Source organism: Agrobacterium burrii, assembly GCF_017313405.1.
Lineage (GTDB): Bacteria > Pseudomonadota > Alphaproteobacteria > Rhizobiales > Rhizobiaceae > Agrobacterium > Agrobacterium burrii.
In genome coordinates, this window is sequence record NZ_JAFLNA010000001.1 from 340,843 (window position 1) to 365,527 (window position 24,685).

The 24,685-nt window shown below is 59.6% G+C and carries 33 protein-coding genes; 16 read left to right on the forward strand and 17 right to left on the reverse strand.

The annotated features are described in order from the left end of the window. Nucleotides 1-176: 176 nt before the first annotated feature. Complete coding sequence (locus JZX89_RS01830) at nucleotides 177-407, forward strand: hypothetical protein (protein WP_149897733.1); 231 nt, start codon at nucleotides 177-179, stop codon at nucleotides 405-407. Here the strand turns inward: JZX89_RS01830 and dprA are convergent. From dprA to JZX89_RS01855, 5 genes are all read right to left on the reverse strand, one after another. Continuing rightward, nucleotides 363-1,502, reverse strand: a complete 1,140-nt coding sequence (gene dprA, locus JZX89_RS01835; protein WP_207132903.1) for a DNA-processing protein DprA — start codon at nucleotides 1,500-1,502, stop codon at nucleotides 363-365. The genes JZX89_RS01830 and dprA overlap by 45 nt on opposite strands. A 21-nt stretch (nucleotides 1,503-1,523) precedes the next feature. Continuing rightward, on the reverse strand, nucleotides 1,524-2,141 hold the full coding sequence (plsY, locus tag JZX89_RS01840; RefSeq protein WP_188355889.1) for a glycerol-3-phosphate 1-O-acyltransferase PlsY: 618 nt from the start codon (nucleotides 2,139-2,141) through the stop codon (nucleotides 1,524-1,526). A gap of 48 nt (nucleotides 2,142-2,189) precedes the next feature. Next, the gene (locus tag JZX89_RS01845) at nucleotides 2,190-3,482 is read right to left on the reverse strand and encodes a dihydroorotase (RefSeq protein ID WP_207132904.1); all 1,293 of its coding nucleotides are present in this window, start codon (nucleotides 3,480-3,482) and stop codon (nucleotides 2,190-2,192) included. Then, a complete protein-coding gene (locus tag JZX89_RS01850) occupies nucleotides 3,479-4,420 on the reverse strand; it encodes an aspartate carbamoyltransferase catalytic subunit (protein ID WP_003502441.1) in 942 nt (313 codons plus the stop codon). The genes JZX89_RS01845 and JZX89_RS01850 overlap by 4 nt, the downstream gene beginning before the upstream one ends. Nucleotides 4,421-4,675: 255 nt before the next feature. Next, nucleotides 4,676-5,110: a DUF6841 family protein gene (locus JZX89_RS01855; protein ID WP_207132905.1), complete on the reverse strand. Its 435-nt coding sequence runs from the start codon at nucleotides 5,108-5,110 to the stop codon at nucleotides 4,676-4,678. Nucleotides 5,111-5,285: 175 nt separating this feature from the next. Here JZX89_RS01855 and JZX89_RS01860 point away from each other — a divergent pair, with 175 nt between their 5' ends. Together JZX89_RS01860 and JZX89_RS01865 are read left to right on the forward strand one after the other, a co-directional pair. Next, on the forward strand, nucleotides 5,286-6,938 hold the full coding sequence (locus tag JZX89_RS01860) for an acyl-CoA dehydrogenase family protein (RefSeq protein WP_207132906.1): 1,653 nt from the start codon (nucleotides 5,286-5,288) through the stop codon (nucleotides 6,936-6,938). 137 nt (nucleotides 6,939-7,075) lie between these two features. After that, entirely contained in the window at nucleotides 7,076-7,687 is a 612-nt protein-coding gene (locus JZX89_RS01865) for a GNAT family N-acetyltransferase (protein ID WP_149897728.1), read from the forward strand. Nucleotide 7,688: 1 nt separating this feature from the next. Here JZX89_RS01865 and JZX89_RS01870 read toward each other — a convergent pair whose 3' ends face one another. Together JZX89_RS01870 and JZX89_RS01875 are read right to left on the reverse strand one after the other, a co-directional pair. Beyond that, entirely contained in the window at nucleotides 7,689-8,111 is a 423-nt protein-coding gene (locus JZX89_RS01870) for a type II toxin-antitoxin system PemK/MazF family toxin (RefSeq protein WP_153513601.1), read from the reverse strand. After that, nucleotides 8,111-8,386, reverse strand: coding sequence for a type II toxin-antitoxin system prevent-host-death family antitoxin (locus tag JZX89_RS01875; protein WP_153513602.1), 276 nt, complete (start codon nucleotides 8,384-8,386; stop codon nucleotides 8,111-8,113). Before JZX89_RS01875 ends, JZX89_RS01870 begins: the two co-directional genes overlap by 1 nt. 188 nt (nucleotides 8,387-8,574) lie before the next feature. On the opposite strand from JZX89_RS01875, the gene JZX89_RS01880 reads away from it, so the two are divergent. From JZX89_RS01880 to JZX89_RS01890, 3 genes are all read left to right on the forward strand, one after another. Next, nucleotides 8,575-9,219: a TetR/AcrR family transcriptional regulator gene (locus JZX89_RS01880; RefSeq protein ID WP_174372687.1), complete on the forward strand. Its 645-nt coding sequence runs from the start codon at nucleotides 8,575-8,577 to the stop codon at nucleotides 9,217-9,219. 251 nt (nucleotides 9,220-9,470) lie between these two features. Continuing rightward, on the forward strand, nucleotides 9,471-9,632 hold the full coding sequence (locus JZX89_RS01885) for a hypothetical protein (RefSeq protein WP_153513604.1): 162 nt from the start codon (nucleotides 9,471-9,473) through the stop codon (nucleotides 9,630-9,632). Continuing rightward, a complete protein-coding gene (locus JZX89_RS01890; RefSeq protein WP_207132907.1) occupies nucleotides 9,629-9,946 on the forward strand; it encodes a DUF6105 family protein in 318 nt (105 codons plus the stop codon). The genes JZX89_RS01885 and JZX89_RS01890 overlap by 4 nt, the downstream gene beginning before the upstream one ends. On the opposite strand, the gene ruvX is transcribed toward JZX89_RS01890, so the two are convergent. Together ruvX and JZX89_RS01900 are read right to left on the reverse strand one after the other, a co-directional pair. Beyond that, nucleotides 9,898-10,377 (reverse strand): Holliday junction resolvase RuvX, encoded by a 480-nt coding sequence (gene ruvX, locus JZX89_RS01895; protein ID WP_149897723.1) that lies wholly within the window; start codon nucleotides 10,375-10,377, stop codon nucleotides 9,898-9,900. The genes JZX89_RS01890 and ruvX overlap by 49 nt on opposite strands. A gap of 14 nt (nucleotides 10,378-10,391) precedes the next feature. Further along, nucleotides 10,392-10,694: an alkylphosphonate utilization protein gene (locus tag JZX89_RS01900; RefSeq protein WP_149897722.1), complete on the reverse strand. Its 303-nt coding sequence runs from the start codon at nucleotides 10,692-10,694 to the stop codon at nucleotides 10,392-10,394. 84 nt (nucleotides 10,695-10,778) lie between these two features. On the opposite strand from JZX89_RS01900, the gene JZX89_RS01905 reads away from it, so the two are divergent. The 3 genes from JZX89_RS01905 (at nucleotide 10,779) to gatA (ending at nucleotide 13,432) form a co-directional block, all read left to right on the forward strand. Beyond that, the gene (locus JZX89_RS01905; protein ID WP_207132908.1) at nucleotides 10,779-11,483 is read left to right on the forward strand and encodes a metal-dependent hydrolase; all 705 of its coding nucleotides are present in this window, start codon (nucleotides 10,779-10,781) and stop codon (nucleotides 11,481-11,483) included. A 125-nt stretch (nucleotides 11,484-11,608) separates the two neighbouring features. Then, nucleotides 11,609-11,896, forward strand: coding sequence for an Asp-tRNA(Asn)/Glu-tRNA(Gln) amidotransferase subunit GatC (gene gatC, locus JZX89_RS01910; RefSeq protein WP_003521472.1), 288 nt, complete (start codon nucleotides 11,609-11,611; stop codon nucleotides 11,894-11,896). Nucleotides 11,897-11,950: 54 nt separating this feature from the next. Beyond that, nucleotides 11,951-13,432, forward strand: a complete 1,482-nt coding sequence (gatA, locus tag JZX89_RS01915; protein ID WP_207132909.1) for an Asp-tRNA(Asn)/Glu-tRNA(Gln) amidotransferase subunit GatA — start codon at nucleotides 11,951-11,953, stop codon at nucleotides 13,430-13,432. Nucleotides 13,433-13,492: 60 nt separating this feature from the next. Here gatA and JZX89_RS01920 read toward each other — a convergent pair whose 3' ends face one another. Continuing rightward, a complete protein-coding gene (locus tag JZX89_RS01920; RefSeq protein ID WP_207132910.1) occupies nucleotides 13,493-13,750 on the reverse strand; it encodes a YjhX family toxin in 258 nt (85 codons plus the stop codon). Nucleotides 13,751-14,024: 274 nt separating this feature from the next. Between JZX89_RS01920 and JZX89_RS01925 the strand changes: the two genes are divergently transcribed. Continuing rightward, nucleotides 14,025-14,534, forward strand: coding sequence for a GNAT family N-acetyltransferase (locus tag JZX89_RS01925; RefSeq protein ID WP_207132911.1), 510 nt, complete (start codon nucleotides 14,025-14,027; stop codon nucleotides 14,532-14,534). On the opposite strand, the gene JZX89_RS01930 is transcribed toward JZX89_RS01925, so the two are convergent. Then, entirely contained in the window at nucleotides 14,516-14,848 is a 333-nt protein-coding gene (locus JZX89_RS01930) for a DUF1294 domain-containing protein (RefSeq protein ID WP_207132912.1), read from the reverse strand. The genes JZX89_RS01925 and JZX89_RS01930 overlap by 19 nt on opposite strands. Before the next feature lie 150 nt (nucleotides 14,849-14,998). Between JZX89_RS01930 and gatB the strand changes: the two genes are divergently transcribed. The 5 genes from gatB to JZX89_RS01955 all read left to right on the forward strand — a co-directional run bounded on the left by gatB (nucleotide 14,999) and on the right by JZX89_RS01955 (nucleotide 18,765). Beyond that, nucleotides 14,999-16,504 (forward strand): Asp-tRNA(Asn)/Glu-tRNA(Gln) amidotransferase subunit GatB, encoded by a 1,506-nt coding sequence (gatB, locus tag JZX89_RS01935; protein WP_153513609.1) that lies wholly within the window; start codon nucleotides 14,999-15,001, stop codon nucleotides 16,502-16,504. A 215-nt stretch (nucleotides 16,505-16,719) separates the two neighbouring features. Continuing rightward, a complete protein-coding gene (locus tag JZX89_RS01940; protein ID WP_207132913.1) occupies nucleotides 16,720-17,217 on the forward strand; it encodes a GNAT family N-acetyltransferase in 498 nt (165 codons plus the stop codon). Then, nucleotides 17,214-17,687: a GNAT family N-acetyltransferase gene (locus JZX89_RS01945; protein WP_207132914.1), complete on the forward strand. Its 474-nt coding sequence runs from the start codon at nucleotides 17,214-17,216 to the stop codon at nucleotides 17,685-17,687. The genes JZX89_RS01940 and JZX89_RS01945 overlap by 4 nt, the downstream gene beginning before the upstream one ends. A gap of 110 nt (nucleotides 17,688-17,797) precedes the next feature. Beyond that, the gene (locus JZX89_RS01950; protein WP_046800275.1) at nucleotides 17,798-18,196 is read left to right on the forward strand and encodes an NADH:ubiquinone oxidoreductase subunit NDUFA12; all 399 of its coding nucleotides are present in this window, start codon (nucleotides 17,798-17,800) and stop codon (nucleotides 18,194-18,196) included. 131 nt (nucleotides 18,197-18,327) lie between these two features. Beyond that, nucleotides 18,328-18,765: a DUF2155 domain-containing protein gene (locus tag JZX89_RS01955; RefSeq protein ID WP_149897713.1), complete on the forward strand. Its 438-nt coding sequence runs from the start codon at nucleotides 18,328-18,330 to the stop codon at nucleotides 18,763-18,765. A 15-nt stretch (nucleotides 18,766-18,780) separates the two neighbouring features. On the opposite strand, the gene aat is transcribed toward JZX89_RS01955, so the two are convergent. From aat to JZX89_RS01980, 5 genes are all read right to left on the reverse strand, one after another. Next, the gene (aat, locus tag JZX89_RS01960) at nucleotides 18,781-19,395 is read right to left on the reverse strand and encodes a leucyl/phenylalanyl-tRNA--protein transferase (RefSeq protein WP_207132915.1); all 615 of its coding nucleotides are present in this window, start codon (nucleotides 19,393-19,395) and stop codon (nucleotides 18,781-18,783) included. Nucleotides 19,396-19,401: 6 nt separating this feature from the next. After that, on the reverse strand, nucleotides 19,402-20,748 hold the full coding sequence (accC, locus tag JZX89_RS01965) for an acetyl-CoA carboxylase biotin carboxylase subunit (protein ID WP_149897711.1): 1,347 nt from the start codon (nucleotides 20,746-20,748) through the stop codon (nucleotides 19,402-19,404). Between the two features lie 12 nt (nucleotides 20,749-20,760). Continuing rightward, nucleotides 20,761-21,240 carry an acetyl-CoA carboxylase biotin carboxyl carrier protein gene (gene accB / locus JZX89_RS01970; RefSeq protein ID WP_149897710.1) on the reverse strand — a complete coding sequence of 160 codons (480 nt, stop codon included), beginning with the start codon at nucleotides 21,238-21,240 and terminating at the stop codon, nucleotides 20,761-20,763. 25 nt (nucleotides 21,241-21,265) lie between these two features. Then, the gene (gene aroQ / locus JZX89_RS01975; RefSeq protein ID WP_003502495.1) at nucleotides 21,266-21,703 is read right to left on the reverse strand and encodes a type II 3-dehydroquinate dehydratase; all 438 of its coding nucleotides are present in this window, start codon (nucleotides 21,701-21,703) and stop codon (nucleotides 21,266-21,268) included. A gap of 124 nt (nucleotides 21,704-21,827) precedes the next feature. Then, the gene (locus JZX89_RS01980) at nucleotides 21,828-22,595 is read right to left on the reverse strand and encodes a DsbA family protein (protein WP_153513615.1); all 768 of its coding nucleotides are present in this window, start codon (nucleotides 22,593-22,595) and stop codon (nucleotides 21,828-21,830) included. Between the two features lie 173 nt (nucleotides 22,596-22,768). Between JZX89_RS01980 and JZX89_RS01985 the strand changes: the two genes are divergently transcribed. Further along, a complete protein-coding gene (locus JZX89_RS01985) occupies nucleotides 22,769-23,926 on the forward strand; it encodes a pyridoxal phosphate-dependent aminotransferase (protein ID WP_174373114.1) in 1,158 nt (385 codons plus the stop codon). A 16-nt stretch (nucleotides 23,927-23,942) separates the two neighbouring features. Here JZX89_RS01985 and JZX89_RS01990 read toward each other — a convergent pair whose 3' ends face one another. After that, a complete protein-coding gene (locus tag JZX89_RS01990) occupies nucleotides 23,943-24,626 on the reverse strand; it encodes a winged helix-turn-helix domain-containing protein (RefSeq protein ID WP_153513617.1) in 684 nt (227 codons plus the stop codon). Nucleotides 24,627-24,685: the final 59 nt, after the last annotated feature.

Below are 24,685 nucleotides of genomic sequence, written 5' to 3' on the forward strand. Positions count from 1 at the left end.
GGACAGGTAATGTCCGCTGGTCAAGAGGCAAGCCCGATTTTATCGCTTCAGGGTTCATGCAACCTATGGATAATCTATTGTTGTATTGCAATCTTTGGTAAATTGGTTATGATGACCAACATCATTTGAATCTTCTTATTGCTCTTCGTTTCAGACGAAATTCTCAGGATAAATATATGGTCCCGAACGCAACAAACAATAATGCCGATAATGAAGGGACCAGAGAGAACTTGGCTTACATTCGCCAGATGCTGGCAGAGCTGCGGCAGGTCGCCAACCGTGAGGGTGCCGATATGCTGTGTTATCTGATCGAGATGGCCTATGTGGAAGTCGGCGATATCCAGAGCGGGCGGCGCAAGCTGTCAATCCGCGAGGAGCGAAACCCGTCCCCCGGCGTACCGGTTTAATCGCCCGGCAATATCGAGTTCCAGAAGCACCATATGAACGGTAGCGGCGGAAAAACCCGTGTGGCGAATGATGTCGTCTGTCTCGACAGGCGAGGGGCTGAGGGCGGCGGCAATGATGCTGCGCTCATCATCTCCGGGCGGTGACATTTCTTCTTCTGATCGCGGTTCCTCGATCTTGCGGTCATAGGGCAATTGCGGCTCCATCAGCGGTCGCAGCGCCTCCAGAATGTCGTCAGCACCCGTGGTCAGCATCGCGCCTTCCTTGATCAGCCGGTTGGTGCCTTCGCAGCGCGCATCGAGCGGCGAGCCGGGAACGGCGAAAACCAGCCGCCCCGCTTCGCCGGCAAGCCGGGCCGTAATCAGCGAACCGGAACGCTCTGCCGCCTCGACGATGACAACGCCAAGCGAGACGCCTGATATCAGCCGGTTGCGGCGGGGAAAATCCCGGGCGCGCGGTTCCCAGCCGAAGGGCATTTCGCTGATCGTCGCGCCGCCCTGATCATAGATGTCTTCCAGCAGCCCGAAATTTTCCTGCGGGTAGGGACGGTCGAGACCGCCCGCCAGCATGGCCACCGTACCGGTTGCAAGGCTTGCCCGATGTGCCGCCGCGTCGATGCCCCGCGCCAGACCCGAAGCAATCGCATAACCGCCCCTACCGCAATCGCGCGCCAGCATCGCGGCGAATTTCGCCCCGTTGATGGAAGCGTTGCGCGATCCGACGATGCCGACCGATGGTCTTGTTGCGGTGGACGCCGAGCCCTTCATGGCGATCAGCGGCGGCGCGCCGTCCAGATGCCGCAAAGCGGGCGGATAGTCCGGCTCGCCGATACCGACGAAACGCGCGCCGAATTTTTCAGCCGTTTCGATCTCGTCTTCCGCCTGTGCCTGCGTGGCGATGCGCGGACTGCGCAGCGAGCCGCCGCGTCTCGAAAGCTCGGGCAGGGCGTCCAGCGCCTTTTCGGCACCGCCGAAATGGTTGATCAGTTCGCGAAACGTGACGGGGCCGATATTGTCGCTGCGGATCAGCCGCAGCCACGCGACCCGTTGCCGCGCGGAAAGCTCTATGCCCTGCCGTGTCGTTTCCTCATGCGGCATGACATATCCTTAGAATAGGCCTTAGCCCTTTTGCCCGATCCGGCTTTCGGTGCCGGCCAGAAGCCGCGCAATATTCTCCCGGTGCTTCCACCACGAAATTACGCTCAGCAATGTAACGACCAGCGCGGTCTTTTCAGGTCCGAGCACCCATAGCGCCACGGGAATGACAAGCATGGCCAGAAGCGCCGACAGCGATGAATAGCGAGTGATGAAGGCGGTCGCGAGCCAGATCAGCGCAAAGGCCAGCATCATCAGCGGTGCAGCGCCCAGAAGTACGCCGATATAGACGGCGACACCCTTGCCGCCCCTGAAGCCGAGCCACACCGGAAACAGATGGCCGAGAAAGGCGAAGAACCCGGCCACCAGCGAGGCCTCGTAACCCCACAGCGCATTGGCGACCAGCACCGCCGCCGTGCCCTTCAGCGCGTCAAGCAGCAGGGTGGCCGCGGCGAGCTTCTTGTTGCCGGTGCGCAGCACATTGGTCGCGCCGATATTGCCCGAACCGATCTTGCGCACGTCGCCCAGCCCCGCCATGCGGGTGAGAATGAGGCCGAAGGGGATGGAACCGAACAGATAGCCGATCAGCGCCGAAAGCGCGAGAAGGGCAGGCGCCGTCTGCCAGTCAGTCAAAGCACTCATTCAAACGTCCCCTCTGTCGCGCCGTCAGCGTGATCTCTGTTGCTGATCTTATGCCAAGGAATGAACGGCTTTGCCAGCCACATAAGTGGCGACAGCGCGGCCGCTGAAACGGGCATCTTCGAACGGCGTATTCTTGGATTTCGACACCAGCTGATCGCGGGCCACCAGCCATGGTTCGTCGAGATCGATCAGGGTGATATCGCCTTTTGCACCGACTTTCAGCGTTCCGGCGTCGAGACCGAAAATCTTCGCCGGGCGGGTGGAAAGCGCATCGATGAGGCGCATCAGCGGAACCTCGCCGCTGTGGTGGAGGCGAAGTGCTGCCGCCAGCATGGTTTCCAGACCCACCGCGCCGCTGGCCGCATCCGAAAACGGCAGGCGCTTGGTGTCCACATCCTGCGGGTCGTGCGAGGAGACAATAATATCGATCGTGCCGTCCTTCAGCGCTTCCACCATGGCCTTGCGGTCGTCTTCGGCGCGCAGCGGCGGGGAAAGTTTGAAGAAGGTGCGGTATTCGCCGATATCGTTCTCGTTGAGTGTGAGATGGTTGATCGAGATGCCGCAGGTGGCCTTGACGCCCCGCTGCCGGGCAAGGCGGATCGCCTCGGCCGATTCCGGCACGGAAATCTTGGCGGCGTGATAGATCGCCTGCGTCAGGCCGGCAATGCGCAGGTCACGTTCCAGCGGAATGATTTCGGCTTCTTTCGGAATGCCTGACAGCCCGAGCCAGCTTGCGAAAAGCCCCTCGTTCATGTCGCCGCCGCCAATATATTTGTCGCGGGTCTCGAGCGCGATGACAGCACCCAGTTCGCGGGCATAGGTCATGGCGCGGCGCAGGACCAGCGTGTCGGAAAGCGCCTTGCGACCATTGGTGAAGGCAACCGCACCAGCTTCCTTCAACATGCCGAACTCTGTCATTTCTTCGCCGTTGAGGCCCTTGGTCAGGGCCGCTGCCGGGTGGACATTGACGAGCGCCTTGTCGCGCGCCGTCTTCTTCACATATTCGACCAGCGCGATGTCATCGATAACAGGGTCGGTATCCGGCATGACGATGATGCTGGTCACACCGCCAGCCGCTGCCGCGCGTGAGGCGGATTCGATGGTTTCGCGATGCTCGCCTCCGGGTTCCCCGACGAAGACGCGGGCATCCACCAGACCGGGAACGGCCAACAGCCCCTTGCAGTCACGCACCGTCGCGCCTTCCGGCGCGCCCTGATTATGAGCGTCCTTGCCCGTCGCCAGAATGGTGCCGTCCGCACCGATGATTACGCTGCCGGTCTCGTCGAGATCGCGGGAGGGATCGACAATGCGGAGGTTTTTGAGAACGGTCACGGCACTCATACGCGCTCACCCTGATTTTGCGAGACAAGCAGGGTTTCCATCACAGCCATGCGCACGGCAACCCCCATTTCCACCTGGCTTTCGATCACGCTCTGCGGACCGTCGGCCACTTCGGAGGCGATTTCCACGCCGCGGTTCATCGGGCCGGGATGCATGACCAGCGCATCTTCCTTCGCCGCCTTCAGCTTTTCGGCATCCAGACCGTAATAATGGAAATATTCGCGCACCGAAGGCACGAAGGAGCCGGACATGCGCTCGCGCTGCAGGCGCAGCATCATCACCACATCGGCATTCTTCAGCCCTTCCTTCATGTCGTGGAAGACTTCCACGCTCATGTCGCGAATGCCGGAGGGCAGAAGCGTGGCGGGGGCGACGACACGAACGCGCGCGCCCATCTGGTTGAGCAGGATGATGTTGGAACGGGCCACGCGCGAATGCAGCACGTCGCCGCAGATCGCCACCGTGATGCCTGATAGTTCGCCCTTGGCGCGGCGGATGGTCAGCGCATCGAGCAGCGCCTGTGTCGGGTGCTCATGCTGGCCGTCGCCGGCATTGACCACGGAGCAGGCGACTTTTTGCGCGAGAAGGGCGGCTGCCCCTGCGGAAGAATGGCGCACCACCAGTACGTCCGGGCGCATGGCGTTCAGCGTCATCGCCGTGTCGATCAGCGTTTCGCCCTTCTTCACCGAGGAATTGCCGACCGACATGTTCATCACGTCTGCGCCAAGGCGCTTTCCGGCCAGCTCGAAGGAGGATTGCGTGCGCGTCGAGGCTTCGAAGAACAGGTTTATCTGCGTCAGGCCCCGGAGCGTCGAGGTCTTTTTCTCGCGCTGGCGGCTGATTTTCACCGCCTCGTCGGCTTTGTCGAGAAGCAGGGTTATATCCTGATGGGAAAGCCCCTTGATGCCGAGGAGATGGCGATGGGGGAAGAAGACCATGCGGTTTGCCTCCTGACGGGCGTCGCATTTTCCCGTGAAAATGCCTGGAACGCCCGAATGCTGATCCGTGCGCTGCCATTCGCCGTAAACACGCCTCAGGAGCGCCGCGGAATTCGGTCCTGCGCTCTATAGAGACTGCTCGCCGCAGGGGCAAGCGTCAGAAACCCTTGAAATGAAAACATGGCGATGTTTCCCCAACCTCGATAAAAGAGAGACTGCCTGGTGGGCAAACCTTGCTCCTGTCGCAAGCGAATATCAGGCGATGCCGTGCTTCCTCAAAAGCGCCTGCTCGTCGCCGGAAACCCAGCCGAAAACTTTCGGTTCGCCGTCTAGCGTCTGGACAAAGTAATGAACATCAAAATCGATCCCGATGTCCGATTGGTTTTGGCGGGCATAGGTCGCCGTCCATGCCACATGCGCCATGCAATGATGTTCATCGATGGGCGAGAGACAGACATCGCGTATCCGCATTTCCTTTGTACCCATGGCGCGATACCGCTCATAACCCTGCGCCATCACTTGCCTGAGCTGATCGTCGTTCTTTCCGGTCATCAGGCCGGCAGGCGAAGCCGCTATGAAATCGGAGGCGTACAGGGACGCGACCTCATCCATGTCCATTTCGCCGTTGAGAGACGTGTTGAAACAGCGCTCATATCGCTCGAAGAGCTTTTTTACGACGGGCTCCTCCATGGTGTCCTCTCCTGGTGATGTCGCTCGGTCTTGCCGGAAACATGTTCGGCATCTTCAGGTGGTCCCGAAAAATGCTGAAACCGGGGACTTAATCGTCTCAATCGCTTCCTGTGGGCAAAATTATGCAATATCACCCCACTATGCAATTCCAGTACAAAACAGCTAGAAGCAGTGGATGACCCAGAATTCCCGGACAGAAGAATCGCTCGCCGAACTGAACCAGCCAAGCCTCTGGTCCGGCATCAATGCCTATCGTTCCGATCCGCTGATCGTCGACCTCACCTCTGGCCTGTCGCGTAACCTGAGGGACGAGTTCGATCAGCTCGGCCGCTACGTTACCTCCCATGAGGCGCAGGAACTGGCGCGCATGGCCAATCAGGGGGTGCCGCAGCTGCACACCCACGGCCCGCGAGGCGAACGTCTCGACCAGGTGGAGTTCCATCCCGCCTGGCACGCGCTGATGCGCCGTTCCATGTCATCAGGCCTGCATTCAAGCGTCTGGGAAAACTCTTCCGATACGCGCGGCAATGAACACAAGGCCCGCGCTACGAAATTCTACCTGACTTCTCAGCTCGAAGCAGGGCACCTCTGCCCACTGACCATGACCAGCGCTTCCGTCGCCGCCATCATGACCTCGCTGCGGGTGCAGAAGGAGTGGATGCCGAAAATCCTGTCGCGCAAATATGATTCCGCGCAGAAACCGGCCCTGCAGAAAACTGCTGTCACCGTCGGCATGGGCATGACGGAAAAGCAGGGCGGCACGGATGTTCGCGCCAACCGCACGACGGCCGAGCGGGTGGGCGAGGGCATCTACCGCCTGTCCGGCCACAAGTGGTTCCTCTCCGCGCCGATGAGCGACGGTTTCGTCATGCTGGCCCAGATGGGCGACGGCATGGGTTGCTTCCTCGTGCCGCGTTATCTGGAAGACGGTTCGAAGAACGGCCTGCACTTCCAGCGGCTGAAGGACAAGCTCGGCAACCGCTCCAATGCGTCGGCCGAAGTCGAATTCACCGATGCCTTCGGTTATCTGCTCGGCGATCCGGGCAGCGGCGTGCGCACCATCCTCGACATGGTGACGCTGACTCGGCTTGATTGCGCGCTGGCCTCCGCTGGCATGATGCGCGCCTCGCTTGCCGAAGCCGTGCATTTTGCTAGAGGACGCTCGGTTTTCGGCAAGATGCTGGTAAGCCAGCCGATCATGACCCGTGTTCTCGCCGACATGGCGCTGGATGTGGCTGCGGCCACGGCGCTGTCCTTCCGACTGGCGTCGGCTTTCGATGCCGCCCGCAACAACCCGGCCGAGGCCGCTTATGCGCGGGTGATGACGCCGATCGTGAAATACTGGTGCTGCAAGATTGCGCCGGCCCTCATCTATGAGGCCATGGAGTGCCTCGGCGGCAACGGTTACGTGGAAGAGCGGCCGATTGCCCGCCACTATCGTGAAGCGCCTGTTAACGCCATCTGGGAAGGCTCCGGCAACGTCATGGCGCTGGATGTGCTGCGGGTTCTACAGCGCGGCAAGGACCTGTTCGATCTTGTCTTCCAGACGCTTGAACGCGACCTCGGGCCTGCCGGCAAGAAGACCACCGATGTGCTGCGCGCCGCCATCGCGCTTGCCGAGCGCGACGAAGGGGCGGCCCGTCTGCTGGTGGAGCAATTCGCGCTTGCAGCCGCTGCCGCCGAGCTTTGCCGGCTTGGCGCCGGCAAGATCGCCGATGCCTTCCTCGAAACCCGTCTTGCGGGTGGCTGGCGGCACACTTACGGCATGCTCGATTCCCGCTTCGATCCGAACTATATAATCGATCTCCTTTATCCGCCTGCGTCCTGACCGACGCATACGGATGAAGGTTTTACAGTCCCGGCGGGAGGGGTCTCGGATTTGAAAAACAGCAATGGCGTTAGGCGTGTTCTGATCTGTCGTGACACTTTCGCGTGTCGACGCGCGGCAAGGGAAGGCGGCTGCCAATGCTGACCTTTCGCTCCGCCCGAACCGAGGATGAAGACGCGCTCTACGCCATAAGCCTTGCCACCGGCGATGCCGGGCAGGATGCAACTCCGCTTTACAACGATGGCCGCATGGTCGGGCATATCTATTCCGTGCCATATCTGCATCTGTGGCCAGATGCCGTTTTCGTGGCCGAGGACGAGGAGGGGGTCTGCGGTTATATCGCCGGCGCGCTCGATACGGCCTTGCATGAAGAGCGGCTGGAGCAGGAATGGTGGCCGCATCTGCGCGCCCTTTACCCCGACCCCGGCGGCGACCAGCAGACATGGGACGCCGACCAGCGCCGCGCCCATTTCATCCACCATCCGCGGCGCACGCCAGAGTGGCTTACGGATCCGTTCCCGGCCCATATCCACATGAACCTTCTGCCGCGCACGCAGGGCAAGGGCGGCGGCACCCGGCTTCTGTCGCGCTGGCTGGATATGGCAAGACAGAACAACGTCTACGGCATCCATCTCGGCGCCAGCGAACGCAACCATGCCGGTATGCGCTTTTGGGAAACCCGCGGCTTCAAACGCCTGGAGAGCCACGAAACGCCCGGCAGTGTGTGGTTCGGCATGGCGTTGGAGTGATTCAGGTTCTGATGACCCTCGCTGCACCTGCTGCCAGAAACGGTGCAAATGCGGTGCGAATCTCTTCGAGAAATGTGTCGCTGAAACGCCCGATTGGAGATTGCGTAGCATTGAAATGATATGAACGTTCGATTACGTCGTAATTGCATTCGCTAACGGTGATCCAGCCTCCGTCATAGTTTGTAAGTTTTGCCCGTCGGAGTTCCAGTTTGGGTATTTCGATGGCTTGTTGCTGGCTATCGAGCGGCGGTTTCGATGAAATCGGCAGCAGCAGTACATGTGATAGTCCCTGAGCGTCCGTAACCGACAGGATTATGCAAACGGGGCGGTCCTTTTCTCCATGGTCGCGCTGTGGATCAGCGGAAAACTGCCATCTCCACAAATACGGATAGGAAACGATATCGCCCCGTTTGAATTTGGACATTATCGGTCCTGCTCATCGCGAGACTTCCGATATTCGTTGGAATCTTTCTCCAGTTGGGTCTCGAACATGGTTGCCATTTCATCAGGCATTTCACCGGCCGCATAAGACTGGCGCGGATCGTCGCTTCCCAGCATTTTCTCGAAGAGTTCGACCGGCACGACGACGACCGAAGGACGCCCATGCTTCGTCAGGGTGATGGGCGATTTCTGCGCTTCGTCATGATACCGACCGAAATGCCGCATAAACTCGGCGGTGGAAATAGATTTTCTTTTCATGAGAAAGCCTCAAAATCTGTGTAATTCTGAATAATACAGAAAATACAGAAAACTTAAAGCCGCGGATATCGGTCTCGATGCCTATTCGTCCACAGGAACCTTCTCCCCATCCGCTCAGCCACATTGTTCTTCCCTTCATGCTTTGTTAACCCCTGTGGTCAGGCCTTTTAGAACACGGGTAGGGAATCATGCTGGCGAGTGCAGAGGCGATTTCAGCCGACAGACCGGAAAAACGTATCAAGGATCGCGCTCAGACCGAGAAAGCGATTTTTGAGGCGGCGCGGTCGCTGCTTGCCGAAGAAGGCTTTCAGGGCTTCGGCATCAATGCGGTTGCCCGTCGCGCCGGTTGCGACAAGCAGCTGATCTATCGTTATTTCGGCGGCCTTGACGGTTTGATCGAGGCGATTGGCGAGGATCTCGGCTCCTGGGTGAAGGATCGCATTCCCGAAGACACCGGCGGTATGTTCCTTCTGACCTATGGCGATCTCATGGAAAAGCTGGCGCTTTATTTCATGGATGCGCTACGCAGCGATCCTCTCGTCTGCAAAATCATCGCCTGGGAAGTCTCGGATGGCTCGCCGCAGGTCCGGCGATTGGCCGAAGCCCGCGCCAAGTCGCTGGGCAAGTGGCTGGAGCGCATGCGTGGTTCGCTCGCGGCTCCGAAGGGCGTGGATACCGCTGCAGTCAATGCCGTGCTGTTCGCCGCCATCCAGCACCTCGTCATTTCCGCTGCCACCAGTGGCCAGTTCGCCGGTGTACCGCTGAAATCCGAGCGGGACTGGGAGAAGATCACCACGGCCGTCAAAAGGCTGGTGCGCGGCGTTTACGGCTGAAACCGTTGCCGGGTTGGGGGAGACTGCAATCCCTGCGCAAGCGCCGCATTAAAGAAAAATAAGTGATGTTTTCACCGGGCCGGCAACCGCCCGCCGCATCTGCCCGTTCACGCAGATACGCGTTTTCCACATGCCGCCCGCCCGCCATTAACCATAATGAGAGCTTTCAATTGCGTCGTCATGGCTGCCGGTCCAGTGTGGATTAACGAAAAGTTAACCATGCGCAATGACTGCGCATAAGGGAGCCGCAAGTGAGCCGCTGGACAGCTTTGGGCGTCATGATGACGTTTTTTGTGATGCTGCCGTTGGATATCGACGCGCCGGCGCTGAACCTCTGCCTGATGGCAGCGGTGCGCTGGGCGGTGCTTGCCGGCATTCCCGATACTGTTTTCGCGCGGGGGCAGGCGGCATGAAGTGGTTTCTGATCCTGTGGGCCGGTCCCGTCGCATTGCTGGGCAGCTGGTACTGGCTTTCCTATTACGACATGAGTTTCGGCTTTTTCATGTTGACGCGCCAGACGCATGATCTGGTATTCCAGATTTACGGCAATATTCTCGGCCTGCCGCCGGAAAGCCTGCCGCCGCTGGTGGCGCGCGCCATCGCGGTCGATAGCCTGATCGTTTTTGCTATCCTCGGTTTTCGCAAGAGGAAGCAGATTGCCGCCTGGTGGCAGGGCCGTCAGTCGACGGCGCGGGCGAGTGCCGAAAGCCTGTCCAGCGCACCCTGAAGAATGAAGCTGGCGGCTGCCGAATCGATGCGTTCGGCCCGCTTGGCGCGGGAGACATCCATTTCCAGCAACGCGCGCTCGGCCGCGACCGTGGAAAGTCGCTCATCCCAGAAAATAAAGGGCAGGGCGGTTTTTTCGCCCATGGTACGCACGAAGGCGCGTGTTGCCTGCACGCGCGGCCCGGCCGAGCCATCCATGTTCATTGGCAGACCGATGATGAAGGCGGCAACCTTCTCCTTTTCGGCAAAGGCCAGCAGCACTTCGGCATCCCGAGTGAATTTCACCCGCTTCAAAACGGGGCGAGGCGTCGCGAAGCGTCGCGACAGGTCCGACATGGAAAGCCCGATGGTTTTCGTGCCAAGGTCGAGACCGGCAATCGCCTGTGCGGGCTGAAGCGTTTCCGCCAGTTCCTCGATGGTGAGTATCGCCATGTCTCGCGCTGCCTTTATCGCTTGCGGACGAATTCGGTGCGCAGCACCAGACCCTTGACCGCATCATGCCTGCAATCGATCTCTTCCGGATTTTCGGTGAGCCGGATCGACTTGATGACGGTGCCCTGCTTGATGACCGTGTTGGTGCCTTTGACCTTCAGGTCCTTGATCAAGGTTACGGAATCGCCGTCCGCCAGCACATTGCCGGCTGCATCATGCACTTCATTCGCGCGAGCCGCCTCGGCGGCCACTTCGGAAGCCGGCCGCCATTCGCCAGACGCTTCATCGTACACATAATCGTCATTGTCAGCGGCCATTGTCGCCTCTCTTAAATACAGGTAGTGCGGTTTCTCAAGTCGTCCTATGTCATACTACACCGGCAATACAAAGGAGAACTTCCCATGAAAATCACCTGGCTCGGCCATTCCGCCTTCCGCCTCGAAAACGGTAGCGCGAAGATCCTCATCGATCCGTTCTTCACCGGCAATCCCGGTTTTGCCGGGCAGGACGCGAAGGTCGCGGCTGAAGGCATCACCCATATTCTCCTGACCCACGGCCATGGCGACCATGTCGGCGATACCATTCAGCTGGCCCGCGAAACCGGCGCCACGGTGCTTGCCAATGCCGATCTCGCCGCATGGCTTTCTTCGAAGGGTGTTGCGAAGGTCGATATGGGCAATACCGGCGGCACGGTGCATTTCGACGGGTTTTCCGTCACCTTCACCAATGCGCTGCATTCGTCTGCCCAGCTCACCGAGGATGGCGTTTCGCATTCGCTCGGCAATGCGAACGGCCTGATGCTGCATTTCGAAAATGGCCCGGCCGTCTATCACATGGGCGATACCGATATCTTCTCCGACATGAAGCTCATCAATGAATTGCATCAGCCCGATATCGGCCTCGTGCCGATCGGCGACCGTTTCACCATGGGTGGTGCTGTGGCCGCACTTGCCTGCCAGCGCTTCTTCAAGTTTCAAAATGTCATCCCCTGCCATTACGGTTCCTTCCCGATCATCGATCAGACGCCGGAGAAATTCGTGGCCGGCATGGAAGGCGCGGAAGCCCGCGTTCATACGCCGAAGGCTGGCGAAACGCTGTCCTTCTGACATTTTGCTAGAGCATATCGTGACCGCAAAACCGTGACACAGTTTGACACGACATGCTTTCTACCGTTGCGAAGGACGGACATGGTGATTATAGCGGTTAGGAAAATTCTGACCGGAGTAGAACCATGTCCGTCGATCTCGCCACCGTAAAGCGCGTTGCGCGCCTTGCCCGTATCGCTGTCAGCGAAGAAGAAGCACAGAATATGCTCGGCCAGCTGAACGGCATACTCGGTTTCGTGGAGCAGCTTTCGGAAGTGAATGTCGATGGCGTCGAGCCAATGACATCAGTGACCCCGGTGGACATGAAAAAACGCGCCGACGTGGTGACCGACGGTAACAAGGCGGAAGACATCGTCGCCAATGCGCCTGCGACCGACCGGGACTTCTTCATGGTCCCGAAAGTGGTCGAATAAGCGACCGCCTCTACCGCCCGATTTTTCCGAGATTTTCGAAAGCCGTTGCCGACCATGACCGACCTGACGAGCCTGACCATTGCCGAAGCCCGCGAAAAGCTGAAGGGCAAAGAATTTTCCGCCCTCGAGCTGACCGACGCCTATCTCTCAGCCATCGATGCGGCCAACGGCGCGCTGAACGCCTATGTCGCCTTGACGCCTGAAAAGGCCCGCGACATGGCGAAGGCTTCCGACGAACGTATCGCCGCCGGCAAGGCGGGCGAGCTGGAAGGCATTCCGCTCGGCGTAAAAGACCTTTTCGCCACCCGCGACGTGCACACGCAGGCGTGTTCGCATGTTCTCGATGGCTTCAAGCCGAAATATGAATCCACCGTCACCCAGAACCTCTGGGATCAGGGCGCCGTCATGCTCGGCAAGCTCAACATGGACGAATTCGCCATGGGCTCATCCAATGAAAGCTCCTGGTATGGCCCGGTCATCAACCCATGGCGCGCCAATGGTTCAGAACAGAAGCTGGTGCCGGGCGGCTCTTCCGGCGGTTCGGCCGCAGCCGTCGCTGCGCATCTGTGCGCCGGTGCGACCGCAACCGACACCGGCGGCTCCATCCGCCAGCCGGCGGCCTTTACCGGCACCGTCGGCATCAAGCCGACCTATGGCCGCTGCTCGCGCTTCGGCATCGTCGCTTATGCTTCCTCGCTCGATCAGGCCGGCCCGATTGCCCGTGACGTGCGCGACGCGGCGATCCTGCTGAAGACCATGGCAAGCGTCGACTCCAAGGATACGACATCCGTAGACCTGCCGGTGCCGGATTACGAAAAGGCCATCGGCCAGTCGCTGAAGGGCCTGAAGATCGGTATTCCCCGCGAATACCGCGTCGATGGCATGCCGGAAGAGATCGAAAAGCTCTGGGCCAAGGGTGTCGAGTGGCTACGCGATGCCGGTGCCGAAGTCGTCGATATCTCGCTGCCGCACACCAAATACGCGCTGCCCGCCTATTACATCGTCGCACCGGCCGAAGCCTCTTCCAACCTCGCCCGTTATGACGGCGTGCGTTACGGACTGCGCGTCGACGGCAAGGATATTGCCGACATGTACGAGAAGAGCCGTGCCGCCGGTTTCGGCAAGGAAGTGCAGCGCCGCATCATGGTCGGCACCTATGTGCTTTCGGCCGGTTATTACGACGCCTATTACCTGAAGGCGCAGAAGGTCCGCACCCTCATCAAGCGCGATTTCGAAAACGTCTTTCATGAGGGCGTCGATGCCGTTCTCGCACCGATCACCCCGTCTTCCGCCTTCGCTGTCGGTGACGAGGAGCTCGCCGCCGATCCGGTGAAGATGTATCTGCAGGACGTCTTCACCATCACCGTCAACATGGCCGGTCTTCCCGGCCTTTCGGTGCCGGCCGGTCTTGATGGCAAGGGCCTGCCGCTCGGCCTGCAGCTCATCGGCAAGCCTTTCGAGGAAGAAACGCTGTTCAAGACGGCGCACGCTATCGAGCAGGCAGCGGGCAAGTTCACGCCGGCCAAGTGGTGGTGAACGCCTGAACAAGGGCGTTGGAGAAATTGGACGGGCGGCATCAAGTGCCGCCCGTTTTTTTCATCTGTTGTCCAGCTCACCCCTTACGAGTTCCAGTCCGCGGGTGGTGATGCGGTAGGGCTTGCCGGCGGAAGAGGCGATCGCTCTTTTCCGTTTCAGTTTGCGGAAGGTAAGCAGGTCGAGGCCGCTGAAAATCCAGCCGTCGCGGGTATAAAGCGCGATCTTTTCGATTTTCTGGTGGTCGTTTCGAACGAGTTCAATTCTGCCGCCCTGGGCGAGCAGGTGAAGAATGCGCTGTTCGGCGCGGGAAATGTCCATTTTTGGAAGTCCGGTCGGCGTCTTCTAGACGCGTGAAAGCAAACCCGGGTGCCGTTAAGGCATCCGGCTCGGTTTCATCTGGCCCGGCGCGCAAGAAACTTGCGGGCAGGGCCGTTACCGGGACTCCGATTGAGCGAACATAAAAACTCCGTTATTGCCCGTTCTGGTTAGCGGGCAAGGCTGGCATGGTCAAGTCCGCAGCGCACCCCGAAAAACCATACTGGCCGAATCGCGCTGCCGATGTTTTACTCGCCATGGCCATGGAGGGCGCGGCTTGATCGTCATTCGCAATGCGCATGAGCAGGAAGCGGAGGCCTTAGCGGCCATCGGTCTCAGGGCTTGGCGGCAGGCAACCGCCGCACTCGGCATCACCGCGACGCTTTACGACAATGCTTCCAGCGCTTTTTCCAATTTCACCCGTTCGTCATGGCTTGCCATTCGCGTGGCGGAATTTAGCGGCACGGTTGCCGGATGGGCGGCGCGGGAGCATTTTGACGAGACGATTTCTGATTTCTGGATCGATCCGGATTTTCAGCGCCGGCAGGTCGGCAGCCTCCTGCTGGCTGATATTGAACGGTTGATAGCGGACAGGGGTTTCGAAGCCATCCGGCTGGAAACCCACGCGCAGAACGAACCTGCCGTCGCCTTTTTCCGCCACCACGGCTACAGCGTCCGCTGGCTTTCCGTTTCCTATGCGCCGAAGCTTGATCGCGACGTGCAATCCGTTGGTCTGCAAAAGCAGCTTGTCGAGGTCGAGAGCGACCTCTACGGGACGGAATTCTGACTGAGACTTGCCAAGTTGTTCAGAAGGCGAGGCGGCCAGTCCGGCATGATTGCCAATGACGCAACAAGGCCCGCCTGTAAGATCCCGATGGAGAGCAGAATGCTGCGAAAGGGTTCCTTGCGCGTTTTGTGCCGCAGCAGGCGTTGAGCCGAAATAGCGCCCATGCTGCCGCCAACGAAGGCGAGCCCCAGCAATGTGCTTTCGCGAATGCGCCAGCCGCCATTCCTCGCCGCTTGCCTGTCCCACCAATAGACAAGAAAGACGACAAGATTGAAGGCGACATAGATCATGAAACACAGGGCGATCATCGTCATGACCATAATTGAAAATCAGACGCGTAAAAATTACGTATGCAGAGAGCCGAAAATTCGGCGCTTCGTGCGACAGGGCGCAAGATGTCTTGCGCCCGCGCGCCATATGTTCTACCCACCAGAGCCAAAGAACCCGTATATCGTGAGCTTCATATGACCCTTGTAGACGTGCGCACCCCTGATCCGAAACGCTTCATTCCCGGCGCCACCGGCGATTGGGAAATCGTGATCGGGCTGGAAGTCCATGCGCAGGTTCTTTCCAATTCCAAGCTGTTTTCCGGCGCTTCCACTACCTTCGGCAATGCGCCGAATTCCAACGTGTCGCTGGTGGACGCCGCCATGCCCGGCATGCTTCCCGTCATCAACGAGGAATGCGTTGCGCAGGCAGTGCGCACCGGTCTTGGCCTCAAGGCCAAGATCAACAACCGTTCGATCTTCGACCGCAAGAACTATTTCTATCCGGATTTGCCGCAGGGCTACCAGATTTCGCAGTTCAAGGACCCGATCGTCGGTGAGGGCATCATCACCATTTCGCTGGGGCCGGACCGTCAGGGCAATTTCGAGGATATCGAAATCGGCATCGAGCGCCTGCATCTGGAGCAGGACGCCGGCAAATCCATGCATGACCAGCACCCGACCATGTCCTTCGTGGATCTCAACCGTTCGGGCGTGGCGCTGATGGAAATCGTCTCCAAGCCGGATATGCGCTCGTCGGATGAGGCCAAGGCCTATCTCACCAAACTGCGCTCCATCGTCCGTTATCTCGGCACCTGCGACGGCAACATGGACGAAGGCTCGATGCGCGCCGACGTCAACGTCTCCGTGCGCCGTCCCGGCGAAGGTTTCGGCACGCGTTGCGAAATCAAGAACGTCAACTCCATCCGCTTCGTCGGCCAGGCCATCGAATATGAGGCACGCCGCCAGATCGCCATTCTGGAAGACGGCGGTGCCATCGATCAGGAAACCCGCCTGTTCGATCCCGGCAAGGGCGAGACGCGCTCCATGCGCTCCAAGGAAGACGCGCATGACTATCGCTATTTCCCCGATCCGGACCTCTTGCCGCTCGAATTCGACGATGCTTTCGTCGAGGCGCTGAAGGTCGATCTGCCGGAACTGCCCGACGACAAGAAGGCCCGTTTCGTGGCCGATCTCGGCCTGTCGGTCTATGACGCCTCGATCCTCGTGTCGGAAAAGGCGATTGCCGATTATTACGAGGCCGTCGCCGCCGGTCGGGATCCGAAGGCCGCCGCCAACTGGGTCATCAACGATCTTCTCGGTGCGCTCAACAAGTCGGGCAAGGATATCGAGACGACCCCGGTTTCGCCGGAACAGCTCGGCGGTATCATCGATCTCATCAAGGCCGAGACCATTTCCGGCAAGATCGCCAAGGACCTGTTCGAAATCGTCTGGAACGAGGGCGGCAACCCGGCCGAAATCGTCGAGACGCGCGGCATGAAGCAGGTTACGGATACCGGGGCCATCGAAAAGGCCGTGGATGATATCATCGCCGCCAATCCCGATCAGGTCGAGAAGGTCAAGGCGAAGCCCGCTCTCGCCGGCTGGTTCGTCGGGCAGGTCATGAAGTCGACGGGCGGCAAGGCCAACCCGCAGGCCGTGCAGGCGCTGGTCAAGGCCAAGCTCGGCATAGAGGACGAATAGTAACTGCGGGCCGGAGTGGCCATCAGTAAAGGTTGGAGAGACCGCACGCCTCTCCTCCGTCGTCCTCGGGCTTGTCCCGAGGATCTAACGACCCACAAGATCAAACGTGATTAGATCCTCGGGACAAGCCCGAGGATGACGTCGAGATTGGGGGACTGACATCGCTTACTGCCGGGATAACACCCGGCATTTCTGTTTCCAGACGGAGCAAAATCATGTTTTTCATCCGCACGGCAAGCCTGCGTGACATCGAGCCAGTCCGGGCGCTGCTCGCCACAACCTGGCATGCGACCTATGACCCGATCTACGGCGCGGACAAGGTGAACGAGCTGATTGCCGCATGGCATTCGCCGCAGGCTATGAAAGACCGTGTTGCGAAAAAGGGCGGCGAATTTCTGGTGGCTGATGATGGCAAGCGGATCGGCGGCATGGCCTATGGTTCGATGTCCACCAAGATGGCGAAGACGGCCCTGCTGCACCAGCTTTATGTCGCGCCCGACCTTCAGCGGCAGGGCGTCGGCCGCGATCTCTTCGCGGAACTCGAAACCTGTTTCCCGGATGCGGAAATCATGCGTCTCGAGGTCGAGCCTAAAAATACTGTCGCAATCGCCTTTTATGAAGGCGTCGGTTTTGCCGAAGTAGACCGAATCGAGCGCATGGCCGGCATCGAGGGTTTACCCGGCATCGTGATGGAAAAGAGCCTTAAACGATGAATCCGACGTTAGAAAAACTGATCATTCGTATGGCGCGCGAAGACGATCTCCCGGCACTCGCCGCCATTTTTGCTGCCGACGAGATCGGCGGTCACGGTGACACCGCCGACGAATCGGCGCAGCCTGACTATCTCGCGGCCTTCCGTGCCATTGCCGCATCGCCCAGCGAAACGCTCTATGTCGCAGAACTGGATGGCGAGGTGGTCGGCACTTTCCAGACGGCGATCCTGACCAAGCTCGTGGGGCGAGGGGCGAAGTCTATGGTGATTGAGGCGGTGCAGACACGGTCTGACATGCGCGGACGGGGCATCGGCGCGGTTATGATCAATTATTGCCTTGAGGATGCCCGTCGTCAGGGCGTGAATGCCGCCCAGCTCACCTCCAACATGGCCCGGCTGGATGCACATCGCTTCTATGAGCGGCTGGGTTTCGAGAAGCGGCATTTAGGCTTCAGGATGAAGCTGAAATAGCGCGGATATATCTCGAAATGCTGGACAATTGCCGTGAGGGGCGGCATAAGCATGTCTTGTGCCGTGCGATTTAAAATCGCTGCAGCGCATTCAAGCCCGAGGAACGGATAATGAAGACTCTCCTGACGCAAATCTTCACCTGGTGGAACGGCCAGACGATCGGAACGCGGTTTCACACCTGGCGTTTTGGCAAGAAAGTCGGACAGGACGAGTTGGGCAATACCTATTACGAAGGCGGCACCACCTCCTGGGGCATGCCGCGCCGCTGGGTGATCTATAATGGTTATGCCGAAGCCTCGGCCATTCCGCCCGGCTGGCATGGCTGGATGCATTACCGCACCGACGTGCCGCCGAGCCAGGAAAGCTACGTCGCGCGCGACTGGCAGAAGCCGCATCAGCCGAACCACACCGGAACGTCCAAAGCCTATCGCCCTCAAGGGTCGCTGGCCGTTGCCGGCGAACGCCCGCGCGTGACCGGCGACTACGACGCCTGGACACCCGGCAACTGAGCCATTGTGATGCGCGGTGTTGTGCAAAACACCGCGCTGACATCCGGCCTCACCGGTTTTTGCCACATTCCGCCCTTACGCGTTGATCCGGTCGGCGTCTCGACACAGGCAAATATTTGGAGACATATCGTATGAGGAAAATCACGCGGGATCGTTCTTTGCGTGCGCTGACAGTGTCGCTGTTTGCAGCGGTTTCTGCTGTCATCCTCATTTCGCCCGTCTCTGCGGCGCGTTTGGAAAACCGTGTCGCGGTGTTTTCCGGCATCGACAAGATCACCGGCCGCATCACCTCGTTTGATGTCTATATTGACGAGACCGTACAGTTCGGCGCGCTTCAGGTGACGCCGAAGGTCTGTTATTCCCGCGACCAGACGGAAACCCAGAAGATCGACGCTTTTGTCGAGGTTGATGAAATCACGCTCGACCGCAAGATCAAGCGGATTTTCACCGGCTGGATGTTTGCCGACAGCCCCGGCCTCAACGCCGTTGAGCACCCGATCTACGACGTCTGGCTGACGGGCTGCAAGCCGGACTCGGAAGTCCCGGCTCCCTCAACGGCAAGCAAATAACCTAACGTCAATTATTCAGAATTGCAGGCTGGGCCGATTGACGGCAAGATCCAGTATCTTTGCATATTCCTGCTTCGGCACATCGATGGCGCCGAATGTCTTCAGATGTTCGGTGGTGAATTGTGTGTCGAGCAGCACGAAGCCGCTTGCTTTCAACCGCTCCACCAGATGCACGAGGCAAATCTTCGAGGCGTTGGTGCGGCGGGAAAACATGCTTTCGCCGAAAAAGGCAGCGCCGAGCGAGACACCGTAAAGGCCGCCCACAAGTTCCTTGCCATCCCACGCCTCGACGCTGTGCGCATGACCGATCTGGTGCAGCTCGGTATAAAGCTTGCGGATGGTGGCATTGATCCACGTGCTCGGCCTGTCCGGCGCTTCCGCCGCACAGCCCGCCATGACAGCTTCGAAGGCGGTGTTGAAGCGTATGTCGAACGGCTTCTTGCGTATTGCCTTGGTGAGGCTTTTGGAAACGTGAAAATCATTGAGTGGGATGATGCCGCGAATCTCCGGCTCGACCCAGAAAAGTTCCGGATCGTCAGCCGAATCGGCCATGGGAAACAGGCCGGCGGAATAGGCGCGCAGCAGAATATCGACCGTTATGTCGTTATTTCTGCTGCGCCGCCCAGCCATATCGTCTTAGTGAGACGCGTCACCGGCCAGGTATTTTTCCAGCCAGTGAATGTCGTAATCGCCATTGAGAATATCCTCGTTCTGGAGGAGATCCTGGAAAAGCGGCAGGGTGGTCTTGATGCCGTCGACGACGAACTCATCCAGCGCCCGGCGAAGGCGGCGAATGCACTCGTCCCGGTCGCGGCCATGAACGATCAGCTTGCCGATCATGCTGTCGTAATAGGGCGGAATCTTGTAGCCCTGATACGCGCCCGAATCGACGCGAACGCCAAGGCCGCCCGGCGTGTGGAAATAGGTCAGCGTGCCGGGTGAGGGAACGAAGGTGCGCGGGTCTTCGGCATTGATACGGCATTCGATGGCATGACCATGGAATTCGATATCCGCCTGCGTCACCGACAGGCCCTGGCCCGAAGCAACGCGGATCTGTTCCTGCACGAGATCCATGCCGGTGATCGCTTCCGTCACCGGATGCTCCACCTGCAGACGAGTGTTCATTTCGATGAAATAGAACTCGCCGTTTTCATAGAGGAACTCGATGGTGCCGGCGCCGCGATATTTCAGCTTGCGCATGGCATCGGCGCAAATCTCGCCGATCTTCATGCGCTGTTCAACCGTCAGAGCAGGTGAATTGGCTTCTTCCAGCACCTTCTGGTGACGGCGCTGAAGCGAGCAGTCGCGCTCGCCAAGGTGAATGGCAGCGCCTTCACCATCGCCGAAAACCTGCACTTCGATATGGCGCGGCTTGCCGAGGTATTTTTCCATGTAGACGGCGTCGTTGCCGAAGGCTGCTGCCGCTTCGGAACGGGCAGTCGCAACCGCCTCTTCCAGGTCTTCTTCGGTCTTTGCCACTTTCATGCCGCGACCGCCGCCGCCTGCCGTCGCCTTGATGAGGACCGGGAAGCCGATCGTCCGGGCAATTTCCAGCGCGTTTTCAGGCTTCACTTCGCCGTCAGAACCGGGAACGACGGGGATGCCGAGTTGCTGCGCCGTCTGCTTGGCGGTGATCTTGTCGCCCATGATGCGGATATGTTCGGCGGTCGGTCCGATGAAGGTGATGCCGTGCGCGTCGAGAATATCGGCGAACTTGGCGTTTTCCGACAGGAAGCCGTAACCGGGGTGAACGGCGTCCGCACCGGTGATTTCGCAGGCCGCAACGATCTGGTGGATGTTGAGGTAGCTGTCACGCGAGGGCGGCGGGCCGATGCACACGCTTTCGTCGGCAAGGCGCACATGCATCGCATCCGCGTCGGCAGTGGAATGCACGGCCACCGTCGGAATGCCAAGCTCCTTGGCGGCGCGCAGGACGCGCAGCGCGATCTCGCCACGGTTGGCTATGAGGATCTTCGAAACCATGCTGAACCGCCTTTATTCGATGACCACGAGGGCTTCGCCATACTCCACGGGCTGCGCGTCGTTGACGATGATTTCCACGATCTTGCCGGATTTGGGCGCGGGGATCTGGTTCATGGTCTTCATGGCCTCGACGATGACGATGGTCTGGCCTTCCTTAACGGTCGCGCCGACTTCGATGAAGGGACGGGCGCCCGGAGCAGGCGAAAGGTAGACCGTGCCGACCATGGGCGAGGACACGGTGTTGGCCGGGTTGCGGGCAGGTGCTGCGGCGGCCGCAGGTGCTGCGATCGCCGGTGCTGCGGCAGGCGCTGCTGCCGGTACTGCGTAAGGGGCGGGCGCCGCGGCATAGACCGTGGCGGGCGGAGCGGCGCGGGAGACGCGGATGCGCAGGTCGTCCTGCTCCACTTCGATTTCCGAAAGGTCGGTATCGTTGAGGATATTCGCGAGATCGCGGATCAGTTCCTTGTCGATACCCTGTTTCTTTTCAGACATGACAAACCCTATTCTTTGTTTCTTTTTATGCCGTGATGTTTTTCAGCGCGTGAAGCGCCATGATATATCCGTATGGTCCAAAACCGCAGACCATGCCTTTCGCCGCAGGTGATACCATCGATTTGTGACGGAACTCTTCCCGCGCGTGGATGTTGGAAATGTGCACTTCCACGACCGGTGTGGAAATCGCACGAATGGCGTCGTGCAACGCAATCGAGGTGTGGCTGTAGGCGCCGGGATTGATGACGACGCCCGCTGCCCGCTCGCCCGCCTCTTGCAACCAGTCCACGAGCACGCCTTCGTGGTTGGACTGGCGAAATTCAACCGCGAAACCGAGATCGGCACCAGCCGCAAGACAATCATTCTCGATGTCTTTCAGCGTCTTGCCACCATAGATACCCGGTTCCCTTTTTCCCAGCATGTTGAGATTGGGGCCATTGATGACGATGATGATGTTGCTCATTCACGTTTCCATAAGAAAATCAGCGACACCTATAGACTGCGCAGCCGTCAAGGAAAAGCCCCCGCAGGCCGTAAACAGCCGGGAGGCCCGGCATCCACAGGCAATGCGGGGGCTTTTTTGACAATCAGGAGCAGGTGGCTTTTCCACAGCTGCGCATATTGGCGATTTTTTCCTTCAGCGGGTCCGCACCGACGGCACCGAAAACCGCCTCGTCACCGACGATATAGGACGGCGTGCCGGTGATGCCGAGGCTGTTGGCCAGCTTGTAGGTTTCCTGCACCTGCGCGTCATTGGGGTTTTCCGCCATCGACTTGCGGATATCGACTTCTTTCAGGCCGAGCGAGGTGGCGACTTCCATGGCGCTGTCCTCATTCGCCCGTCCGCGGCCGCCAAGCAGGGTGCGCTGGAATTCGGGGTACTTGGCAGGCGCCAGGAGCTTCACGGCGTTGGAGACCCGGTGCGCGGCAACCGATTCCGGCCCGAGGATCGGGAATTCCTTAAGGACGACGCGCACTTTCTTGTCGCCCTTCAGGATCGTGTCCATGTCGCCCATGGCGCGTTTGCAATAACCGCAATTATAGTCGAAGAATTCGACCAGCGTGACGTCACCGTCGGGATTGCCGAGCGCCAGATCGTATTTCGATTCGAAGATGGTCTTCTTGTTGTCGGCAACCGCTTCCGCCGCCTTGGCGTTGCGGTTCGCATATTGCTTGCGCTCCAGCGCGTCCTGAACCTCAAGCATGATCTCGGGGTTTTCGATCAGATATTGCTTGATGAATTCGCCCATTTCCTTCTTCTGCTGTTCATCCAGCGCATGGGCGGGCAGGGTGGCAAATACCGTGGAAAGCGCCGTCACGCTGGCGAGAAGGGCGGAACGTAGAAAATGCGCCATATCGGTCCTCATTCTGTGCGGCCGGAGCCTCTTGAAATCTTATGAAGGCAATTACCTTACTTTAAGCCAAATGCCATACGGCAAAAATACTTGTCCGCATTATGATCGCATGATTGTGAAGATCGTGATTCTGCGGCAAGTCTGCGAAATACGGTTCAGGAAAGAGCATGCCCTTGATAACGATCTCGAAGCGGAGCGCCGTCGAACCCTTTCACGCCATGGACATCCTGGCGGAAGCGAACAGGCGCAGGCAGGCGGGACGCCCCGTCATTTCCATGGCCGTCGGCCAGCCTTCCCATCCCGCGCCGAAGGCCTCGCTGGAAGCCGCGCAGGAGGCGCTGAAACACGGCCGCATTGGCTATACCGACGCACTGGGCCTGCGCGAGTTGCGTGAAGCGATCGCCGGTCACTACCGGCTGCGCCATCAGATCGCCGTCGATCCGGCTCGCATTGCCGTGACGACAGGTTCTTCCGCCGCTTTCAATCTCGCTTTCCTCAGCCTTTTCGATGCCGGCGATTCCGTCGCGATCGCAAGGCCCGGCTATCCCGCCTATCGCAATATTCTGAAAGCGCTTGGCCTCAATGTCGTGGAAGTGCCGGTCACGGCTGAAACGGGCTACACGCTGACGCCTGCCAGCCTGGAACGGGCGGAGACCAAAGCCGGCTTAAAGCTGAAGGGCGTGCTTCTGGCAAGCCCGGCCAACCCGACCGGCACCGTTACGGGCCGTGAGGCGTTGAAGCGGCTGGCGAGTTATTGCGAAAGCCGCGACATGGCCTTCATTTCCGATGAAATCTACCATGGCCTCACCTTTGTCGGCGAGGAAACCAGCGCGCTCGAAATCACCGATAGTGCGGTGATCATCAATTCCTTCTCGAAATATTATTGCATGACCGGCTGGCGTATCGGCTGGATGGTCTTGCCGGAAAATCTCGTCCGCCCGGTCGAGTGTCTCGCCCAGAGCCTTTATATCTCCCCGCCGGAACTGTCCCAACTCGCCGCGACCGCAGCCTTTTCCGCGGCGGAGGAGCTGGATGTCTACAGGGAAAGCTACCGCACCAACCGCGACTTCCTGATGGCGCGCCTGCCGGAGATCGGCTTGCCGCTGGCATCGCCCATGGATGGGGCTTTTTACGCCTATGTCGATACCAGTCGCTATTCCAATGACAGCATGGATTTTGCCAAACGCATGCTGGCGGAGATCGATGTGGCGGCGACGCCGGGCATGGATTTCGACCCCGAGGAAGGCCACCGGGCACTGCGCATTTCTTATGCGGGTTCAGTATCTGACATTGCCGAGGCCGTGGGGCGTATCGCGGGCTGGCTGAAATAAGCCAGCTCACAGGGCATCAGGCGGGTGTACAGCCAAAAGTGCTGTTGAACGCCTTTTCGCCCTTGGCGGTGAAGGTCAGCACGCGGCCGTTTCCGCGCCGCAGCCAGTCGCGCTGCTGCATGGCGTCGAGCAGCGACGCGCCAAGCCCGCCGCCGAGGTGATGGCGGCGCTCGCTCCAGTCCAGACAATGCAGGCAGACCGGGCGTCTGGCCTTTTCTAGCGGCGAAAGGTCGATGCCGAAGCCTGAGAAGAAATCGCGCCCGCTGTCTGTCAGGACGGGCTCGTCACCCGGTGTCACGAGCCCGCTCGCAGTGATGGCCGCAAGCAGCGCCACACCGCTTTCCCCGGCCAGATGATCGTAGCAGACACGCGCCTCGCGCAGCGCCTTGTCCTTCGGTCCGGTTCGCACGCGCACTGCGCCCGTGCGCTGGGCAAGCCCCATCAGTGCTTCAAGAACCTGCGCTACATCCTCGTCGGAGAGACGGAAATAGCGATGACGGCCCTGTTTTTCCGCCTTCAGCAGCTGCGCATCGGAGAGCTTCGACAAATGCCCGCTGGCGGTTTGCAGGGTGACACCAGCGGCTTCGGCAAGCTCGCTTGCCGTCAGCGCACGTCCATCCATCAGCGCCGTCAAGATGTTGGCGCGGGCAGGGTCGCCGATCAGGGCGGCGACATTGGCGATCAAGGGTCCGTCTTTCATAGTTCGATGATAGCCGAAGCATTGATGCGAGGCAATGGCTTATACGGGAGAGGCAGAAC

Coding starts and splice junctions, on each gene's coding strand:
- JZX89_RS01890 (WP_207132907.1), top strand. CDS start 9,629: ATGAAGTGGTTTCTGATCCTGTGGGCCGGTCCCGTCGCATTGCTGGGC.
- aat (WP_207132915.1), bottom strand. CDS start 19,395: ATGGCTGGGCGGCGCAGCAGAAATAACGACATAACGGTCGATATTCTG.
- JZX89_RS01955 (WP_149897713.1), top strand. CDS start 18,328: ATGAGGAAAATCACGCGGGATCGTTCTTTGCGTGCGCTGACAGTGTCG.
- JZX89_RS01860 (WP_207132906.1), top strand. CDS start 5,286: ATGACCCAGAATTCCCGGACAGAAGAATCGCTCGCCGAACTGAACCAG.
- JZX89_RS01940 (WP_207132913.1), top strand. CDS start 16,720: ATGTTTTTCATCCGCACGGCAAGCCTGCGTGACATCGAGCCAGTCCGG.
- dprA (WP_207132903.1), bottom strand. CDS start 1,502: ATGCCGCATGAGGAAACGACACGGCAGGGCATAGAGCTTTCCGCGCGG.
- gatA (WP_207132909.1), top strand. CDS start 11,951: ATGACCGACCTGACGAGCCTGACCATTGCCGAAGCCCGCGAAAAGCTG.
- gatB (WP_153513609.1), top strand. CDS start 14,999: ATGACCCTTGTAGACGTGCGCACCCCTGATCCGAAACGCTTCATTCCC.
- JZX89_RS01920 (WP_207132910.1), bottom strand. CDS start 13,750: ATGGACATTTCCCGCGCCGAACAGCGCATTCTTCACCTGCTCGCCCAG.
- JZX89_RS01865 (WP_149897728.1), top strand. CDS start 7,076: ATGCTGACCTTTCGCTCCGCCCGAACCGAGGATGAAGACGCGCTCTAC.
- plsY (WP_188355889.1), bottom strand. CDS start 2,141: ATGAGTGCTTTGACTGACTGGCAGACGGCGCCTGCCCTTCTCGCGCTT.
- JZX89_RS01990 (WP_153513617.1), bottom strand. CDS start 24,626: ATGAAAGACGGACCCTTGATCGCCAATGTCGCCGCCCTGATCGGCGAC.
- JZX89_RS01855 (WP_207132905.1), bottom strand. CDS start 5,110: ATGGAGGAGCCCGTCGTAAAAAAGCTCTTCGAGCGATATGAGCGCTGT.
- JZX89_RS01870 (WP_153513601.1), bottom strand. CDS start 8,111: ATGTCCAAATTCAAACGGGGCGATATCGTTTCCTATCCGTATTTGTGG.
- JZX89_RS01845 (WP_207132904.1), bottom strand. CDS start 3,482: ATGAGTGCCGTGACCGTTCTCAAAAACCTCCGCATTGTCGATCCCTCC.
- JZX89_RS01900 (WP_149897722.1), bottom strand. CDS start 10,694: ATGGCCGCTGACAATGACGATTATGTGTACGATGAAGCGTCTGGCGAA.
- JZX89_RS01875 (WP_153513602.1), bottom strand. CDS start 8,386: ATGAAAAGAAAATCTATTTCCACCGCCGAGTTTATGCGGCATTTCGGT.
- gatC (WP_003521472.1), top strand. CDS start 11,609: ATGTCCGTCGATCTCGCCACCGTAAAGCGCGTTGCGCGCCTTGCCCGT.
- JZX89_RS01880 (WP_174372687.1), top strand. CDS start 8,575: ATGCTGGCGAGTGCAGAGGCGATTTCAGCCGACAGACCGGAAAAACGT.
- JZX89_RS01830 (WP_149897733.1), top strand. CDS start 177: ATGGTCCCGAACGCAACAAACAATAATGCCGATAATGAAGGGACCAGA.
- JZX89_RS01980 (WP_153513615.1), bottom strand. CDS start 22,595: ATGGCGCATTTTCTACGTTCCGCCCTTCTCGCCAGCGTGACGGCGCTT.
- JZX89_RS01930 (WP_207132912.1), bottom strand. CDS start 14,848: ATGACGATGATCGCCCTGTGTTTCATGATCTATGTCGCCTTCAATCTT.
- JZX89_RS01950 (WP_046800275.1), top strand. CDS start 17,798: ATGAAGACTCTCCTGACGCAAATCTTCACCTGGTGGAACGGCCAGACG.
- ruvX (WP_149897723.1), bottom strand. CDS start 10,377: ATGGCGATACTCACCATCGAGGAACTGGCGGAAACGCTTCAGCCCGCA.
- aroQ (WP_003502495.1), bottom strand. CDS start 21,703: ATGAGCAACATCATCATCGTCATCAATGGCCCCAATCTCAACATGCTG.
- JZX89_RS01905 (WP_207132908.1), top strand. CDS start 10,779: ATGAAAATCACCTGGCTCGGCCATTCCGCCTTCCGCCTCGAAAACGGT.
- accB (WP_149897710.1), bottom strand. CDS start 21,240: ATGTCTGAAAAGAAACAGGGTATCGACAAGGAACTGATCCGCGATCTC.
- JZX89_RS01945 (WP_207132914.1), top strand. CDS start 17,214: ATGAATCCGACGTTAGAAAAACTGATCATTCGTATGGCGCGCGAAGAC.
- accC (WP_149897711.1), bottom strand. CDS start 20,748: ATGGTTTCGAAGATCCTCATAGCCAACCGTGGCGAGATCGCGCTGCGC.
- JZX89_RS01850 (WP_003502441.1), bottom strand. CDS start 4,420: ATGGTCTTCTTCCCCCATCGCCATCTCCTCGGCATCAAGGGGCTTTCC.